General features: G+C 70.0%; 17 protein-coding genes and 1 pseudogene. 8 read left to right on the top strand and 10 right to left on the bottom strand.

Features of this window, described 5'->3' with window-relative positions:
- Positions 1–236 precede the first annotated feature (236 nt).
- Together OIB37_RS16665 and OIB37_RS16660 are read left to right on the top strand one after the other, a co-directional pair.
- Positions 237–1094: a helix-turn-helix domain-containing protein gene (locus OIB37_RS16665; RefSeq protein ID WP_330458389.1), complete on the top strand. Its 858-nt coding sequence runs from the start codon at positions 237–239 to the stop codon at positions 1092–1094.
- Positions 1095–1281: 187 nt separating this feature from the next.
- Positions 1282–1473 (top strand): DUF397 domain-containing protein, encoded by a 192-nt coding sequence (locus tag OIB37_RS16660; RefSeq protein WP_330458388.1) that lies wholly within the window; start codon positions 1282–1284, stop codon positions 1471–1473.
- A 171-nt stretch (positions 1474–1644) separates the two neighbouring features.
- Here the strand turns inward: OIB37_RS16660 and OIB37_RS16655 are convergent, their stop codons facing one another.
- The 3 genes and pseudogenes from OIB37_RS16655 to OIB37_RS16645 all read right to left on the bottom strand — a co-directional run bounded on the left by OIB37_RS16655 (position 1645) and on the right by OIB37_RS16645 (position 4469).
- Positions 1645–2517 (bottom strand): MerR family transcriptional regulator, encoded by an 873-nt coding sequence (locus OIB37_RS16655; protein WP_330458387.1) that lies wholly within the window; start codon positions 2515–2517, stop codon positions 1645–1647.
- A 74-nt stretch (positions 2518–2591) separates the two neighbouring features.
- A complete protein-coding gene (locus tag OIB37_RS16650) occupies positions 2592–3101 on the bottom strand; it encodes a glutathione peroxidase (RefSeq protein WP_330458386.1) in 510 nt (169 codons plus the stop codon).
- A 328-nt stretch (positions 3102–3429) separates the two neighbouring features.
- A pseudogene (locus tag OIB37_RS16645) lies at positions 3430–4469 on the bottom strand (ArsR/SmtB family transcription factor).
- A 176-nt stretch (positions 4470–4645) separates the two neighbouring features.
- On the opposite strand from OIB37_RS16645, the gene OIB37_RS16640 reads away from it, so the two are divergent.
- Positions 4646–5842, top strand: a complete 1197-nt coding sequence (locus OIB37_RS16640) for an MFS transporter (protein WP_330458385.1) — start codon at positions 4646–4648, stop codon at positions 5840–5842.
- Here the strand turns inward: OIB37_RS16640 and OIB37_RS16635 are convergent.
- Entirely contained in the window at positions 5787–6614 is an 828-nt protein-coding gene (locus tag OIB37_RS16635) for a slipin family protein (protein WP_330458384.1), read from the bottom strand. The two genes, OIB37_RS16640 and OIB37_RS16635, sit on opposite strands and share 56 nt — an antisense overlap.
- Before the next feature lie 185 nt (positions 6615–6799).
- Between OIB37_RS16635 and OIB37_RS16630 the strand changes: the two genes are divergently transcribed.
- Positions 6800–7213, top strand: a complete 414-nt coding sequence (locus OIB37_RS16630) for a TraR/DksA family transcriptional regulator (protein WP_330458383.1) — start codon at positions 6800–6802, stop codon at positions 7211–7213.
- Positions 7214–7357: 144 nt separating this feature from the next.
- On the opposite strand, the gene OIB37_RS16625 is transcribed toward OIB37_RS16630, so the two are convergent.
- Positions 7358–7780 carry a hypothetical protein gene (locus tag OIB37_RS16625; RefSeq protein ID WP_330458382.1) on the bottom strand — a complete coding sequence of 141 codons (423 nt, stop codon included), beginning with the start codon at positions 7778–7780 and terminating at the stop codon, positions 7358–7360.
- Positions 7781–7912: 132 nt separating this feature from the next.
- On the opposite strand from OIB37_RS16625, the gene OIB37_RS16620 reads away from it, so the two are divergent.
- The 3 genes from OIB37_RS16620 to OIB37_RS16610 all read left to right on the top strand — a co-directional run bounded on the left by OIB37_RS16620 (position 7913) and on the right by OIB37_RS16610 (position 11029).
- The gene (locus OIB37_RS16620) at positions 7913–8476 is read left to right on the top strand and encodes a DUF3592 domain-containing protein (protein ID WP_330458381.1); all 564 of its coding nucleotides are present in this window, start codon (positions 7913–7915) and stop codon (positions 8474–8476) included.
- Between the two features lie 1468 nt (positions 8477–9944).
- Positions 9945–10613: a YeeE/YedE family protein gene (locus OIB37_RS16615; protein WP_330458380.1), complete on the top strand. Its 669-nt coding sequence runs from the start codon at positions 9945–9947 to the stop codon at positions 10611–10613.
- Positions 10613–11029 carry a YeeE/YedE thiosulfate transporter family protein gene (locus OIB37_RS16610; RefSeq protein ID WP_330458379.1) on the top strand — a complete coding sequence of 139 codons (417 nt, stop codon included), beginning with the start codon at positions 10613–10615 and terminating at the stop codon, positions 11027–11029. The genes OIB37_RS16615 and OIB37_RS16610 overlap by 1 nt, the downstream gene beginning before the upstream one ends.
- 167 nt (positions 11030–11196) lie before the next feature.
- On the opposite strand, the gene OIB37_RS16605 is transcribed toward OIB37_RS16610, so the two are convergent.
- Positions 11197–11418 (bottom strand): hypothetical protein, encoded by a 222-nt coding sequence (locus OIB37_RS16605; RefSeq protein WP_330458378.1) that lies wholly within the window; start codon positions 11416–11418, stop codon positions 11197–11199.
- Between the two features lie 1366 nt (positions 11419–12784).
- On the opposite strand from OIB37_RS16605, the gene OIB37_RS16600 reads away from it, so the two are divergent.
- Positions 12785–13120, top strand: coding sequence for a MerR family transcriptional regulator (locus OIB37_RS16600; RefSeq protein ID WP_330458377.1), 336 nt, complete (start codon positions 12785–12787; stop codon positions 13118–13120).
- A 462-nt stretch (positions 13121–13582) separates the two neighbouring features.
- On the opposite strand, the gene OIB37_RS16595 is transcribed toward OIB37_RS16600, so the two are convergent.
- From OIB37_RS16595 to OIB37_RS16580, 4 genes are all read right to left on the bottom strand, one after another.
- A complete protein-coding gene (locus OIB37_RS16595) occupies positions 13583–13891 on the bottom strand; it encodes an SCO5918 family protein (RefSeq protein ID WP_330458376.1) in 309 nt (102 codons plus the stop codon).
- 49 nt (positions 13892–13940) lie between these two features.
- Entirely contained in the window at positions 13941–14345 is a 405-nt protein-coding gene (locus OIB37_RS16590) for a CBS domain-containing protein (RefSeq protein WP_330458375.1), read from the bottom strand.
- Positions 14346–14391: 46 nt separating this feature from the next.
- The gene (locus OIB37_RS16585; RefSeq protein WP_330458374.1) at positions 14392–15885 is read right to left on the bottom strand and encodes a DEAD/DEAH box helicase; all 1494 of its coding nucleotides are present in this window, start codon (positions 15883–15885) and stop codon (positions 14392–14394) included.
- A gap of 276 nt (positions 15886–16161) precedes the next feature.
- Positions 16162–16365: a cold-shock protein gene (locus OIB37_RS16580; RefSeq protein WP_004986771.1), complete on the bottom strand. Its 204-nt coding sequence runs from the start codon at positions 16363–16365 to the stop codon at positions 16162–16164.
- Between the last annotated feature and the right edge of the window lie 683 nt (positions 16366–17048).

Below are 17048 nucleotides of genomic sequence, written 5' to 3'. Positions count from 1 at the left end.
CGGTCCGGAGTCCAAAGCCGGTACGGGAGACGCTGGTTCGAGCGGGGCGGTGGGACCTTCGGGGTCCCGCCGCCCCGCTCGACCGCTTTCGCGTGTGTGCGATATGTGCCCTAACTGGCGCGTACGCGCCGCATATCCACCGTTTCCCAGCGGTACGAAGTGCCTTGGTGGCAGTCTGCTCAGCAGCAGATACGCAAAGTGTCAGAAACAGGCAGGCAGCCGGAGGTGCACGTCCCGTGGCGTCCAATGTCAATCCCACCGTCAGGAGGCGCCGGCTGGGTCAGGAGCTGCGCAGGCTCCGTGAGCTCAAGGGCATGACGGCCGAAGAGGTCGCGGAGCGGCTGCTCGTGTCCCAGTCGAAGATCAGCCGGCTGGAGAACGGCCGCAGAAGCATCAGCCAGCGCGATGTGCGCGACCTGTGCGGGGTGTACGAGGTCGAGGACCAGCGGATCGTCGACTCGCTGATGGAGATGGCCCGCGACTCGCGTCAGCAGGGCTGGTGGCACACGTTCGGCGACATCCCGTACAGCGTGTACATCGGCCTGGAGACCGACGCGGAGTCGCTGCGCGTGTACGAACCCCAGCTGGTGACCGGTCTGTTGCAGACCCGCGCCTACGCGGAGGCCCTGGTGCAGGGCGCGTTGCCGGAGACCTCGACGGCCGAGATCGAGAAGCGCGTGCAGGTCCGTATGCGGCGACAGGAACGTATCACCGCCGATGCCGGGCCGCTCCGGCTCTGGGTGGTGCTGGACGAGGCCGCGCTGCGCCGGGAGGTGGGCAGCAAACTGGTGATGCGGGAGCAGCTGGAGCACCTGGTCGAGATGTCCCAGCTGCCGCACGTCACCGTGCAGGTGCTCCCCTTCGAGGTGGGCGCCCATCCGGGGCTCAACGGCCAGTACGCCATCCTGGAGTTCGCCGACGCGGCCGACTCCAGCGTGGTCTACCTGGAGGGCGTCACCAGCGACCTGTACCTGGAGAAGGCGCCTGACGTGCAGAAGTACGCCGTGATGTACGAGCACCTGCGGGCGCAGTCGCTGAACGTGGAGCAGTCCCGGCACCTGATCGCCGAGGTCGCCAAGAAGTACGCCGACTGAGCCGAGGGACGGAAAGCGCCGGATCGTACAGGGCGGTCGGCTCAGGCGGAAGGAACCTCCGGAATATGCCATCCGCTTGAGTGAACGGCTACTCCGCGAGGGGCAGTTGAGCGGTAGCGTCGATCACGCCAATCAGCCGACACGGTTGGCGTGAACCGCACTACCGCAACTCGCAACAGGAGTGGACATGGCACTGATTCAGGGCGCTTCGGAGACGTGGATGAAGTCCTCCTATTCCGCGGGCAACGGCGCCTGCGTCGAGGTCAAGTCGCCCATCGTCACGGCACTCGCCGTACGCGACTCCAAGGACGTCGAGGGCCCGACGCTGGCGTTCCCCGCCGAGGCGTGGAACGCCTTCGTGGCCTCGGTCAAGGCCTAGGGGGACCTCCCCGACCTTGCGCCGTAAACGCTCGACGAAAACTGCACAAGCACCACCCGCGGAGCCCTCTCGACCAGTCGCCGTCCTTGCCGAGGGGGCTCGGCTCGTCCCCGCGGGGCTCACCCGGCGCAAAGCCGCCGGGGAGCCCCGCGGGGAACGGGGCGAGGTACGTCAGGGGTGACGTACCGGGAACGCCACGTCACACACCGGGTCCTCGGCCCCGGCCGCGCCCCAGTCCGCGAAGTACACCTCCCGGCAGGGCCCTGCGGCCTCCAGCCCCTCCCGCGCCACCCACTGCTCCACCGCCTCGAAGGCGGCGAGGATCTGCGGATGCGCCACCCGCGCCTTGGTGATCCTGGTGTACGCCAGCCGGGCCGCAGGCTCCAGCCGCACCCGCGTGGCCCACGGCCCGCCGTGCTCCGCCACCCACGCCCGGGCAGCCGCCTCGTCGGCCACCGGCACGCAGGACTCGGCGGGTCCGTCGCTCTCCATGGACACCTCGGCGTGGTAGACGACGAACGGCGCCCCGGTGACACCCCCGCACGCGCGGGCCGCCGCCTCCAGCCGGCCCAGCGACGCGCCGATCCAGGCCGGCAGCTCGTCCGCCAGCGTGTGCCGCGACTCGGTGATCACCACCCGCGCCGGCACGTCCACCGTCTCGACCGCGAAATCCTCGTACATCTCGAAGCTCCTCCCCGACAGCCGTCCACGGAGGTACGCGGCGAGGGTCCGCTGCCCGGCCACCCGGGCCTCGACGTCCGCCCAGTAGGCGCTGAGCCGCTCGGCCGCTTCGTCGCCCTCGGCCCCGACCACCTCGGCGATCCGGGCCAGCGGCATGTCCAGCTGCCGCAGCAGCGCGACCAGACGGGCGCGCTCCACCTGGCCCGCGCGGTAGTAGCGGTAGCCGCTGACCGCGTCGACGTACGCCGGGGCCAGCAGGCCGAGCCGGTCGTACAGCCGCAGCGCCTTGGCCGACAGCCGGGAGCGCGCGGCGAACGCGCCGATGGTGAGCAGCTCCTCGTCCACGATGTCATCCTCCGTCACCGGGCGGCTCTTTCCGCCCGGTGACAGGGACGCTCACCCCTGCCCCTGGGGCAAGGTCAAACGGGCCACTCCGGTCAGCCGAGCAGGCCCTCGACGGCCGCCACGATCTCGGCGGACTCCGGCTCGGTCTGCGGGGAGAAGCGCGCCACGACCTGCCCGTCGGGGCCGATCAGGAACTTCTCGAAGTTCCAGCGGATGTCACCGGTGTGCCCCTCGCCGTCGGCGAAGCCCACCAGACGCTCGTAGAGCGGGTGCCGGCCCTCGCCGTTCACCTCGGCCTTCTCGGTCAGCGGGAAGGTCACGCCGTACGTCGCCGAGCAGAACTCGGCGATCTCCTCGGCGGTGCCGGGCTCCTGCCCGAGGAACTGGTTGCAGGGCACCCCGAGCACGGTGAACCCCTGCCCGGCGAACCGCTCCTGCAGCCGCTCCAGCCCCGAGTACTGCGGGGTCAGCCCGCACTTGGAAGCCACGTTCACGATCAGTACGGTCTTGCCCGCGTACTGCGCCAGTTCGGCGGAGCCTCCTTGGAGGGCCCCGATCTCGACGTCCAGCACGGAGCCGTTGTTGTGGTCGGTAGTCGTCATGAGCGGATGCTAACTCCGGCCACGCCCATCCCCGCGCCGCCCCCGGCCCAGCCCCCGGCCCAGGCGCAGGCGCAGGCCCAGGCCCTGGCCCCGCGACCGGCGGGCATCGACGGCCGCCGTCCCGGCTCCGGCCCTGCGGTCGGCGCCTTTCTGGCTGTTGCTGCCGCTGTCTGTCGCTGTCGCTGCCGCCCTGGCGCTCTCTGGCCCTGCGGTCGGTGCTCGCCGGCCCTCGGATGCCCTCGCCAGCCCTCGGCTGCCCGTAGAGGGCCGTTCGGGCGGCGTCCCCCGGTGCCGGCGCTGCTGCTGGGTCCGGCCCGCGGCCGCCGCCTCAGCTGCCGTCGTCCGCCCGTGCCGCCCCGGCCGCGCGCGTCGCCCCGTCCGGGCGGTGCTCCTCCGCCCTGCCTCCCGTCGCGGCCTCCACCAGCACCTCGCCCGCCGCCGTCCGCGCGTACAGCACCGACCGGCCGTCCCTCCACCGCGTCACCAGGCCCGCGTCCCGCAGCACCTTCAGGTGCCGGCCCACCGACCCCAGGCCCTGCCCGGTCAGGGCCGTCAGCTGGGTGGTGCTCAGCGGGGAGTCGAGCAGCACGAGCACCCCGGCGCGGGACTCGCCGAGCAGCGCGCCCAGGCTCGCGGGCACGGGGCGGTCGCCGTGGCCGGCCAGGACTCCGGCGCAGGGGTAGACGACGGCGTACCGCTCCCGCTCCTCCCAGGACACCCAGCCGTGCCGCTGTGCGGTCACCGGCGCGAACAACAGCTCGGCACCCGAGATCTCGCGGGGCGGATACTCGTGCAGGTTCACCTGGAACCGGTCACCCCCGAGCCAGCGTGTCCCGCCCGGCCGCAGCGAGTCCAGCACACCGGCCCAGCCGCCCGGCTCACCTGAGCGGTCCGCGCCATCACGTCGGCCTCCAGCACCCGCCGGCGCCGCTCCCAGTACGGCCGTACGGTCGTCTCCCACACCCACTCCAGCAGGACGGCCGCCCGCTCGGGCAGGTCCTCCCGGTCCAGCACGGCGGGGAGCGGCCCGGCGAGGGAGACCCGCAGCTGCGCCCGGGCCGCCGCGGGGCGGACCGCCCGTATCCGGGCGACCTCGACGGCGAAGTCCTCGCCGCCCCGGGGCGCGGGCGTCAGGAAGTCGGCGATCCACTCCCGGCCCAGCCCCGCCCGCACCAGCCGTGCCGTCACCGGGTCGCCCGCGAGCAGCGCCCGGTATCCGGGCAGATGGTCCCGCAGCCACACCTGCTCACCGGGATGCGTACCGGCGCCCGCGTGCAGCAGCTTCAGGCTCGCGAAGGTCTCGGCGAGCGGCGAGATGACGAACCGGCTCCGGGCCAGCGTGTCCGCGTTGAGCTGCCACCACCCCATGAAGTCGATTCCCCTCAGCCGTACGGCCGTTCCGCCCTGCCGCCGACGTCCGCCTCGCCGCCGGCCTCCGCCCTTCCAGCGGCCTCCGCCTCGCCGCCGGCATCCGCCCCACCACGACCTTTCGCGTGGCGGCGAAACAATAACGAGTCCGCGGGAGCCGGCCGGAGACTCCCGGTATGCCCAGACCCAGTTACCGATCCCTGTTCCGCACACCGGAGTTCACCCCGCTGTTCCTCGGCGGGGCCGCGCAGTCCGCCGCGCAGACGCTCGGCGCACTCGCCCTCGGCACGCTCGTGTACCGGGCGACCGGCTCCCCGCTGCTGGCGGCGGTGAGCATGTTCGGCCCGAGCCTGGCCCAGGTGCTGGGCGCGACATTCCTGCTCTCCGGCGCCGACCGGCTTCCCCCGCGTACGGCCCTGTCGGCGATCGGACTGGCCTTCGCGGCCGGTACGGCGCTCCAGGCGCTGCCCGGCCTGCCGACGGGGGCCCTCCTGGGCGTCGTACTGCTGCTGGGTCTGGTCGCCTCGCTCGGGGGCGGGGTCCGCTGGGGGCTGCTGAACGAGATCCTCACCAAGGACGGCTATCTGCCCGGGCGTTCACTGTTCAACATGATGAACGGGCTTGCGCAGATCACCGGCTTCGCCACCGGCGGCGCCCTGCTCGCCGCCCTCTCCCCGCGAGCGTGTCTGCTGCTGTCGGCGGCGCTGTACCTGACGGCCGCGCTGGTCCTGCGACTCGGCCTCACCCGGCGCCCGCCCCGCGCCGCGGGCCGTCCCTCCCCGGCGGCGACCTGGCGCACCAACGCCCTGTTGTGGTCGGAGCGTTCGCGCCGGCTGACCTACCTGGGTCTGTGGCTGCCCAACGGCCTGGTGGTCGGCGGCGAGTCGCTGTACGTGTCGTACGCCCCCGACGCGGCCGGCACCCTGTTCGCCTGCGCGGCGCTGGGCATGCTCGCCGGGGACGTGACCGTGTGCCGGCTGCTCCCACCCGCCGTGCGGGCCCGCCTGGCGACCCCGCTGCTGCTGCTCCTCGCGGCGCCGTACCTGCTGTTCGTCGCGCGCCCGGCGCTGCCCGTGGCGGTGGTCTGCGTGACCGTGGCCTCGGTCGGTTTCGGGGCGAGCCTGGTGCAGCAGGAGCGGCTGATGAGCCTGACCCCCGACGAACTCGCGGGCCACGCCCTGGGGTTGCACTCGGCGGGCATGCTGACGATGCAGGGTGTGGGCGCGGCGCTGGCCGGCTCGGTGGCCCAGCTCACCTCGCCGGCCGCCGCGATGACGGTGATGGCGGCCGGCTCCGTGGCCGTGACCCTGGCGCTGGCTACGGCTGCTCGGCGTTCTCCTGCGGCTGCTGCGCCGGAACCTTCCTTGCGTTGAGGTCGGAGCCGATCTGCTGGGCGGCCTTGTCGAAGTAGCGCAGCAGCTCGACGGGGAACGGCATGACGAGCGTGGAGTTCTTCTCGGCGGCGACCTCGACGACCGTCTGGAGGAGCCGGAGCTGCATGGCCTCCGGCGTGTCGGACATGATCCGCGAGGCGTTGGCGAGCTGCTGAGCGGCCTGGAACTCACCGTCGGCGGTGATCACCCGGGCCCGCCGCTCCCGCTCGGCCTCGGCCTGGCGCGACATGGACCGCTTCAGCGACTCGGGCAGCTGGACGTCCTTGATCTCGACCCGGTCGATGTGGACGCCCCACCCCGTGGCCGGGCTGTCGATCATCAGGGCCAGTCCCTCGTGCAGCCGCTCACGGTCGCTGAGCAGGTCGTCCAGGTCGCTCTTGCCGATGATGGACCGCAAAGAGGACTGGGCGACCTGCCCGACGGCGAAGACGTAGTCCTGCACCTCGATGGCGGCGCGCAGCGGGTCGATCACGCGGAAGTACACGACGGCGTCGACCTTCACCGACACGTTGTCCTTGGTGATGCCCTCCTGGGTCGGCACGGGCATCGTCACGATCTGCACGTTCACCTTGCGCATCCGGTCGGCGAACGGGATGAGGAAGGTGATCCCGGGCTGCCGGTGGGTCGGCAGGGCCTTCCCCCGCCGGAACACGACCCCGCGCTCCACCTGGTTGACGACCCGCGTCCCGCTCTTCAGCACGAGCAGCAGAAACACGATCGCGAACACCACTGCGACGACGGTGCCTTCCATGGCACTCCATTCTCCGACGCGAGATCCATCCGGTTCCGGACATGGGTGAGGACACCAGGGTGGGGGGCACCGGATCCGCCGGGCGCGTCAGGGAACCGTAAAGAAACCGGGACGGGGGAGGTGGGGGAGTGCCGGGTGCCGGAGAGCCGAGGAATACATACGGGTACGGCGTCGTTTTTACCTGAATGGAAGATTCATCCAGTAATGCCGGTTTCGGTTTCGTGCCGGCCGAGCGTGCGGTCGCCGAGCGTGATGCGGTCCGGGAGCGGCTGGCGGCGCGGCGTGCCGCCACGCAGGCCCAGATCGAGGCCCTCGACCGCGACTTCAAGACGATCATCGAGGCGAACGCCCTGGTGGCCGTCGACGACGAGCACGACCCGGAGGGCCAGACCACCGCCTTCGAGCGCCAGCACGTCGCGGCCCTCCTGGCGCGAGCGCGCGACGACCTGGAGAAGTCCGACCAGGCCCTGGAACGGCTGGAACAGGGCGACTACGGCCGCTGCGAGGTCTGCGGCATCCAGATCCCGGCCGAACGCCTGGAGATCCGCCCGGCGACCACCATGTGCGTCCACTGTGCCGCGGCCCCCCGTCGCCGCTGACCCGTCCCTCGCCGCCGCTGACCCCGTCCCCCGTCGGCCCCTACCTCCCCGAGGCCCCCTTCTCGCCAGGGCTCTCTTCCCCGGGCCCCCCTTCTCCCTCAGGGCCCTCTTGTTCCGCCTGGGCGGCCTTCTTCGGCCTGGGGCTCACCACTGGCCCCCACCCCTCCCCGGACGCCGTACGCCCCGCCGCAGACGCCACCACTCGACCACCGAGCCCGTCTCCCCGCGCCGGTGGGGCGGCACCAGGAACCTCGGCCGGTTGAACCACGCGATCGTGGCATGGCACACCAGCAGCGGGAACGACCCCAACAGCACCACCCCGCCCGCCACTTCGGCACCGGCGGCCGCGACCACGATGCCGACCGTCAGCCCCAGCAGCCACGCCGCGAGGGCGACGACACCCCGCTCGTGGCCCCTGGCGACCGACGGACTCGCCGACGTCCAGCTCGTCGACAGGTCGGGCGCCCGCTCCGAACCGGTCCAGTGCAGCCACGCGGCCCGGGCGAGCACCAGGCACCCGCCGACCACGACCAGCGCGACGAAGACACCGAAAGCGACGTCCGCCACAGCCCCTCCCCGACCCGTCCGCCGAAGTCTCCCTCCCCACCGCGAAGCCCCCGAACCCTGCCGGAACAGCTCCCGCGAGGCCCTCGCCCGACACCGCCCGGCACATGCCCCGATGCATTCGCAACGGAGCAGGTGATCGGCATCCGCCGCGGTTGGGATAACGTCCTGCTCGTTCGGGCGAGCGAGAGGGATGCGGTGCGGTTTCGGTTGCGCGGGCGGGGAGCCCCTTGGTGGATCACGCTCGGAGTCACGGCCTTCGGGCTGTTGTTCCTGACCATCGGCTGTGCCCTGACATGGCAGTCGATATCGTTCCTGACAGGCGCGGACCGCGCCCGGGGAACGGTCGTATCGGTCGAGTGGCGGACCGACCACGACAGCTACAGCGGGTCCTCCCGCCACAGGAAGCGCAACTCGCCGATGGCGTACCCGGTCGTCGAGTTCACGCCGGCGAACGGCCCGTCCAGGACCTTCGAGAGCTCCTCGGGCGCCAACCCGCCGTCCTACGACGAAGGCGACGACGTCGAGGTCCTCTACCGCGCCGATGCCCCCGGCGACGCCCGGATCAACAGCTTCGGCGACTTGTGGCTGGCACCGGTGATCTTCGGCGGCTTCGGCCTCCTGGCAACGGCGATCCCCATGACGATCGTCGTGCTGAGGCGCCGCCGGCGCCCCCGTAAGTCACTTCTGGCCGCATAGCCGCCTAGCCGACGAGGCGGTCGGCGCACGGCCGCTGCGCCGCCCCGGCCATGGAGTTTCACGCGCGCCGACGCCAGTAGCGGACACAGAGAATGCCCCGGACCACGATCGGCCCGGGGCATTCCCGCTTCTCGCCCCCCTACAGGATTCGAACCTGTGGCTCCCGCTTCAGGAGTGGGATCGCAACCTCGATCGGGGGTGTGTGTTCATGCCGGGCTTTTCACCCATTCGACGAGTCGGGTCCACCAGCCGTCGCCCGACCGGCCCGGTGAACTCCCTGGGTGGTGCCGAGGAGCACGTGCGCGTCGCGGTGATCCGTCCGGTCGGGCCGGTCCCGGTCCTGATGGAGTCGTAGCCTCCGCCGCGCGTGCACGCCCGCGCTCCGCCGACTCGCACGTGCACCGCCGGGGAGCCGGCACGTCCGCGAGCACTTGCTCCACGTGCTTCCCGCATCCCTCATAGGTCGCCTTCCGGCACGTCCGGCAGACAGCGCGCTGACACATGATTCCCCTCCGTCGGTTTCTTCATTCACAGTTTGCAATATTCGCAACTTCACTACAATCAACTCCAATATGCACGCCCTCTCCATGAATGGCTGACGTGTATCAGTGGAGGACGCGACCGTGAGGTCGGACAACGATCCGAGTGACCCCCTCGTCGGCCGCGAATATCCGGATATGAGAGAGGCGGCCTCAACCGCCGCGTGACGCAGCTCACCAGGTGATGCCAATTGGTTCGGCTGAATAACTCCCTGAAGTTGCTCGGGGTGGCGAAACAGTGGTTCCATCTCGCCTGACCGCGCTGACGGACTTTCACAATACGGCGCTGCGCCTGCATTTCTGGACGCATTGATCGCCGACCGGGCGCAGCAAGGATCAAGAACCGAGAACGGCAACCGCCCTCCCTGAACGGGCGCTGTGCGCCGGTCAGGAGGGAGCAACATGAGTTGCTCGCACGCCGTGGGATGTCCCCTTTTCCCCCTGCTCAGAGCAAGCTTGCAAGGCTGGCGCGACCACTACTGCGACAGTGACGAGCAGTGGCACGACTGTGCGCGCTACCAGATGTCCCTCACCGGCGAGCGCGTGCCGATCAGCCTGCTGCCCAACGGAGCCCGCGCGCGGCACCTCGAAGTCGAGGCCGACGCGAACGGGTCCGGCGCGGCCAACCCGGGGCAGGTGCGCCGACAGGCACCGCCGCGGCAGCCCGACCCGCGGACACCGGCGACCGGGTCCCGGCCCCAGCCGGCACCGGCCCCGTCACCTGAGCCGTCGGGGTATGGAGCCGCGACACCGGAGATCATGGCCCAGTACGGGGCCGTACCCCCGCCGGCGCCGGTCTGGCATCACCAGCCGCCACCACCCGTGCGGATACCTCAGCCCTCGGACCACCACGCTCGGCGCACGCGGCAAGCGCCCGCCCCGAAGCGCGGCCTGTGGGCTCGACTCGCCGACTGGATGAGAGGGCCCGCATGAGCGCCTACTGGCCCTGGTGGGCGGGCGCTATAGGGCTCGCTCTGGTCACCATCAACTACACCCTCACCACCGATCGGTCTTTCGGGGTGTCATCCGCGTGGGATCGCGTGCTGCACTGGCGCAGCGAACGCGATCTCGAGCAGATGGACGACGAGTTCGCCGACGACCAGGCCCTCGCCGAGGCGCTCGCCGCGGCCACCGCGGAACACTTCGGCACGATTACCGGCGCGTCCACCGTGCCGCCGGTTTCCTACGGGGAGTCGCGGCCGCTCGAACCGGACGTCGAACCGGACGCCGAACCGGCGGCGGGTGAGAGCCCCTCGGTCACGAGCCTGCGCCCGGCCCCGCTGGTCACCCAGGCCGCCCTGCTGGTGTCGGTCTTCCTCGGCGGACTGATCGCCGCGGTCACTTCCGGGCGGTTCAAGCTCCGCTTCGACATGGGCCCGGGTTTCCGGAACCTGGTCACCGCCAATCCGATCGCCATGGTCGCCCTGTTGTTCGTGGGAGGCGTGCTGGTCGGCTTCGGCACCCGACTGGCCGGCGGGTGCAGCTCGGGCCACGGGCTCAACGGCTGCGGCCGTCTGCGCCCGGTCAGCATCGTCGCGACCGCCGTGTTCTTCGGCACCGCCGTCGCGGTGTCGTTCCTCTTGTGGAAGGTGATCTGATGCGTACCCGGGGCGCGATTCTGCTGGCCAACATCATCACCGGACTGGCCCTCGGCTACACCGTCTCCAACATCGGCTTCGGCGACTACGCCGAGCTGAACCGCATGTTCACCTTCCAGGACCTGCGCATGTTCCTGTCCTTCGCCGGCGCCGTCGCGATCATCGTGTGCGCGTTCGCCCTGCTGCGGGTCCGCCGTACCCCGGGGCGCATCCACGCGGGCGTGATCCCCGGCGCGGTGTTGTTCGGTACGGGCTGGGCGATCTCGGGCGGGTGTCCGGCGATCCCGATCATCCAGGTCGCCGGCGGCTACCTGCCCGCCCTGGTCACCATCGCCGGCGTCGCCGTCGGAATCCGGCTGTGCCGCTGGGCCAACGCCCGGTACTTCCACCTCGACCGCGGCTCCTGCGGCCTGTGACCACGGGGCGCCCCCGACGCCGTGCGTCAGCCGGCTCCGCTGTCCAAGGGCTGCTCACCCCTCGACGCCGAGGGGTGAGCAGCCCTTCCCCTTGCGCCCCGGCAGGCTTCGAACCTGCGACACCCGCTTGGCATGAGCGTGGTTCACGTTCGTGGCCTGATTCGCGGTTAACCGCGCGCTGCCCTGATGCCGTTGAACAGGTTGATGACCACGCCCAGGACCAGGAACCAGCCGAAGAAGAGGTAGATGCGGCCCGTCACCCGCTTGCTCTTGCGGGGCGGCGCGTCGGGGAGCAGGGCATCGGCTACACGCACAGGCCTGTCGGGGTTGATGATGCCGCGCCCTGTTCGGCGCTGATGACGGCCGACCGCGATGAGCGTCACTGCCACGACAAGACAGAAAGCCGCTGTCTGGAAGTACGTCTCAGGTGGCGACAGTTGCGCTGCGGAGTACCAGTGCATCACGTATTACCCCCTCCAGGATTCGAATGTGCGAGTGATCTCCTCACGAGGCAAGGCAGCACGTCAACCAGGTAATGGTTCGGCCTGTGGCGAGGTCGGCCGAGCCGTGACTGCCTTCATCACTGCGCTTCCGGGAGCGGGCGTCGCTCCGTTCGGCCGAGGTGCCGAAGTCCGGGATGGGGCACAGCGCGACCCGCGCCGCGCTGATCCACCAGCACATGGTCAACGGCCGTGACCGTGAGGTCGCCGATCGGCTCGGCTCGATGATCCGGAAGGAGGGTGGGGATGTGGCACCGAGTGGCGTTTCTGGCACGGGTGCGGCGCGGCCGTGATCACGGCAAAGGGCCGGTTCGAGGGGATCATCCCCCTGAACTGGACCTTGGTCGCGTGCCCCCGGCAGGATTCGAACCTGCGACACCCGCTTTAGGAGTTTCCCCTGGGCCGGGCTGTGTCCTGCGGAAACTGCGGCCTCAGGGTGCCTGGCCCGGGAGCACATCACTCCGTGGTTCTCACGTGTCCACGGGGTTTCCCGGCCTCATGTGCGCTGAATCCGTTCTGGCGGGTCCTGTCCGAGGGCGACCGTCGGCCTTGTGCGAGACGGTGACACTCGTCGGTCGGAACCGCGGTCGGCCACGCCACGTCAGCGCGGCGCCTGGTCGACGGCGGCAGCCGCCACGACCACACGGCTCTGAGTGCCAGGATCAACTGGGTGACGTCACTGCGGTGGCCGCCGGCCGAAGTCGAGCGGCTGCGGCAGATGGGTACTGATGCAGAACCTTTCACTCGTATGGACTGAAATCTGTTGTGGCTGATGTAGACATGCATCCGTGACGGGGGTAGCGTGCTTGCTGTAGCCAGGAAGTCAGTGAGGCGTGGCAGGCATGAACTGCCCGTATGCAAAACAGAGGTTGTGGCACGGCGGTGGAGTGGTGGGGCCGGATTGGGCTTTGGGGCCCCGTCGCTGACCGCCGGGCCGGTGGCCTCATGAGGGCTGCCAGCAGTACGCAGGATCCGCAGTATCAAGAGGTTCATCAGAAGGAAGAGAGAAGGAGGCGGACGCCATCAGGACCGCCTGGGCGAGAACGGTCCGCCCGGGTACCGCAGACCCCGGAACGGAAGGTGGTCCCACGGTCACGCATTCGCGACCCCCGCACTCTCCGCCCCCCGTTGGGGGTTGGTGCGGAAACAGAAGGCCGGCATCGCAGTAGCCGGCCGATGGTGTTACAAATCCCTCGGGGCCTTGGTGCCGTACGGCACCAAGGCCCCTCGGCGCGTTCCCCAAGCAGAGGTGCAGATGACCGCAGACACACCGCTCGACCGAATCGACGACGACGACTACCCCGCTTACACCATGGGACGAGCAGCAGAGATGCTCGGTACCGCGCCCGCCTTCCTGCGGGCCCTCGGTGAAGCCCGGCTGATCACGCCACTGCGCTCCGAGGGCGGACACCGGCGCTACTCCCGCTATCAGCTGCGTATCGCCGCCCGTGCCCGCGAGATGGTTGACCAGGGCACCTCCATCGAGGCGGCTTGCCGCATCATCATTCTGGAAGACCAACTCGAAGAGGCCCGGCGCATCAACGACGAACTGCGACGCGGTGATGTCGGGTCCCCCGAGGCGGGCGCCTGACCTGCGCTCTCACATCGGACGGTAGCCCCACCAGGCTCGTAGCCGGCAGCCGATCAGGCCGGGCGTCGCGGTCCGGCCTGGGACGGCAGCCCGAGGAGACGAGTGGCCGGGCTGCTGTGTCGACATTCGGACCGGCAATCGAGTCCCACCGGTGGATCTCCGGGGTCAGTACGACGACGAAGGCATTGGGTGCCACGATGTGCTGTCGGCCGCCCCGGCTCGGTGGGCAGCAGGTAGCCCCCACACATTTGCCGCCCAGCGCTCCGTGACGTGTTCGCTTGTGCGTAAGGGCCTCATCGGGGCGCTTACGCCATCAAGTCTGTTCGCAGGCTGCACCGCAGAGCCGATGCCCCGGCTGTAAGAGATCACGCCAACCTGCTCGACCGGCTGACGAGGTCGGGGAAACAAGCCGGCTCGGGCCCTCACTGTTGTCCTGGTGCCGGCTCGCGCCTGTCCCGTCGGTCAGATGGGCATGGGGGCGCCAAGCGCCGCGGAAGCCCGCTGGAGCGGGTCGACGATCCTCGCGGCCGCGACCTTGGGGACGGTGCGGCAGGTGAAGCCGAGCTGGGTCATGGCCCTGAGGACTTCGCCGCCGCTGAAATCGCGGCGGTCCTGGCGGGTGATGACCTGGCCGACCTGCTTGGCGGGGTAGTGGCGGCGCCCGACGATCACGGAGTCGCCAGTGACCGGCTCGGGCTTGACGTCCTTCATCGATTCCAGCACTCCACCCTTGGTGAGCTCGAACGGAAAGCGGGCGATGACACAACGCATGGTGCCTCACAAGGAGAAGGAGGGGAGGGGCCGGCCGTGGTGAGGCGGTTCAGCGGGAGAGCGCGAGGACCCCGAGAGCGGTGCCGTGTTCGTCGACCACAGGCAGGGCCCCGAGCCGCCGGTGTCGCATCGCGTGCTCGGCTTCGGCCACCGTGGTCAGCGGCGAGGCGAAGGGCCCGCCGGCGTCGGTGATGTCGCGCAGGCGGACCCGGTCCGTGTATCCGGAACTGTCCCGCAGGGTGGTGAGCCGGGCCCGGGTGACCAGGTTGGTGCACTGGCCGTCCTCGTCACAAACGAGGAGATGACCTGTGCGGGCGGCGGCCATGACGGACAGTGCCACCTCGACGGTCATGTCGTCCGGGACCTGAGGCCCGGCCGCGTCCATGGCATCGGCAACCGTCCTGTGCGCGGCGTCGGTGCTCATTGCGCGGGGGTGCGTCTGGACCAGCGTCAAGAGGTGCCTCCTGCAGAGATGGGTCAGCTTCCTGATCAGGACGGTTCTAGGCTGCCGCGTCGGAGACGGACCGCCGTGCGGGCGCGCGCCGGGTCGCCGAAGCCGGGCGGCGTCGGCCGCGTGAGACGGCGCTGCGCTTGGGGCGTTCGACCACGGGTGCGGTGATGACGACCGGGATGCCGGAAGGGGCTTGGGCGCCGGTGATGCGGTGCAGGGCCTCCGCGCCGGCGCGGACCTGGGTGGTCTGCGGGACGATGCCGGCCGTTGCCATGAGGCGGGTCATGGCGCGACGCTGGCTCGGGGTGACCAGGGTGACGACGCTGCCGGACTCGCCGGCGCGGGCCGTGCGGCCGCCGCGGTGGAGGTAGTCCTTGTGGTCGGTCGGAGGGTCGACGTTGACGACGAGGTCGAGACTGTCGACGTGGATGCCGCGCGCAGCGACGTTGGTCGCCACCAGCACGCTGACGTGCCCGTTCTTGAACTGCGTCAGCGTACGGGTGCGCTGCGGCTGCGACTTGCCCCCGTGCAGGGCGGCGGCCCGTACCCCGCTGTTCAGGAGGTGCTCGGTGAGGCGGTCGACGGCGTGCTTGGTGTCCAGGAACATGATCACGCGGCCGTCGCGTGCGGCGATCTCCGTGATGGCCGCGTGTTTGTCGGCGCCGTGGACGTGGAGTACGTGGTGCTCCATCGTCGTGACCGCACCGGCCGACGCATCGACGGAGTGCACGACGGGGTCGCTCAGGTAGCGGCGCACGAGCAGATCGACGTTACGGTCGAGAGTGGCGGAGAACAGCATGCGCTGGCCTTGAGGGCGGACCTGGTCGAGCAGGGCGGTGACCTGCGGCATGAAGCCCATGTCGGCCATCTGGTCCGCTTCGTCGAGGACGGTGACGGAGACCTGGTCCAGCCGGCAGTCGCCGCGTTCGATGAGGTCCTTGAGGCGTCCGGGGGTGGCGACGACGACCTCGACGCCGCCGCGCAGCGCGCTGGCCTGCCTGCCGATCGGCATCCCTCCCACGACCGTGGCCAGGCGCAGCTTCACCGAGCGGGCGTACGGCGTGAGCGCGTCGGTGACCTGCTGTGCCAGCTCACGCGTCGGTACGAGGATCAGCCCCAGCGGCTGCCGGGCTTCGGCGCGCTGCCCAGCCGTACGGGCCAGCAGGGCCAGCCCGAAGGCGAGGGTCTTGCCGGAACCGGTGCGCCCCCGGCCGAGGACGTCGCGGCCGGCGAGGGAGTTCGGCAGCGTCGCGGCCTGGATCGGGAACGGTACGGTCACGCCCTGCGAGCCGAGCGCGGCCAGCAGCTCCGCGGGCATGTCGAGATCGACGAAGCTCGCCGCGGCGGGCAGCGCCGGGGTGATCGTCTCCGGGAGGGCGAACTCACCCTGGAGGGCGGCGGGGCGGCGGCTGTGACCGTTGGAACGGATCGGTCCGCCGGAGCGGCTCGGGGGCGATGAGCCGAACCGGTTGCCATTCTTCCCGGGGGCGGCGCTGCCGTTCCGAGTGCGGGCGAAGCGGTCGTTCGTGCGTGTGCGGTTCATGCGGAACCTTCCTCGATGCGGCACATATCAAGGAATTCCCGCAGCAGGGAGCGGCGTGGAGAATTGCAAGAATGGGCCGAATGGAACGCGAAAGTAAATCGTGCGCTGCGATACGGTCGAGAGGAGATGTGTGGGCATCCTCGAAAGGGAATCCGTGTGCTTAAGCCTGCGGATCCCTCGCAGTCGTCCCGCAGGAGAAACCGCTGCGGGAAGTACGTGCAGCTGGGGCCCGCACCCCGAAGGATGCGGGCCCCAGCTGCAAAGTGCGCGTCGGCGTCAGGCGGGAACGATGTTCTCGGCCGTCGGACCCTTCTGCCCCTGCGCGATGTCGAAGCTCACCTTCTGGCCTTCGAGCAGCTCGCGGAAGCCCTGGGCGGCGATGTTCGAGTAGTGGGCGAACACGTCAGCGCCGCCACCGTCCTGCTCGATGAAGCCGAATCCCTTTTCCGCGTTGAACCACTTCACGGTGCCAGTAGCCATGTCTTGTCTCCTTCGGGGCAGTGAGTCGGCATTCGCACTGTACGGATGCCGTGTCGCCGCGATGATCACCCCGCCCGGAAAAAGACCGGTGCCAAAAAGCACTTCCAGTGACGCAGAAGTCGACTGAGAGGAACTTGGAATTCGGGAACCACGACTGCAACTGGGGTCGACAGTAGCACGCTGTTGCGGTCCGTGTGCGTTGAATAATTCCACTCTGTTCATTACTGCAAAGAAACTGTCCGCACGTTTCGTAAAATTCTTACCCCGCGATTGCAGATATAATGTTGTCCAGACCCTGCGGGTCCGTAAATCCCCGGCTCCGGCCGCCAGGGCGAAGACCGGACCGATCAGCGGGGTGGGGGCTTCCGGCCTCGTCTGATCCTCCCCTGTCTCTGCTTGGCCTTCCGTTCCCATGAGGGCTCCATGTAGCCGTGGGGACGAGGGCGGGAGAGTCGGCTGAGGCCGGCTGGGAAGGGCGAAGCGGTGAGCACCGCAGACCCTTTGGGGGCGACAAAGGCCCCGCCCCCATCAGCGGTCGAGGCCCTCGGCCGTCTACGCGGCCCTGTAGAGGCCGCTGAGCACCGGCTAGCGGCTCGGGAGTTCGACAAGCTGCGTCCGCAAGGCGCCGAGGGGGCAGTTCCACCGGTCCAGGTGCACCCCCTGTTGACCACCGTGCACCGTCC

It is taken from the genome of Streptomyces sp. NBC_00820, assembly GCF_036347055.1.
Classification (GTDB): Bacteria; Actinomycetota; Actinomycetes; order Streptomycetales; family Streptomycetaceae; genus Streptomyces.
The sequence above is the reverse complement of the archived record's forward strand: the minus strand, read 5'-3'. Positions and strand labels throughout refer to the sequence as shown.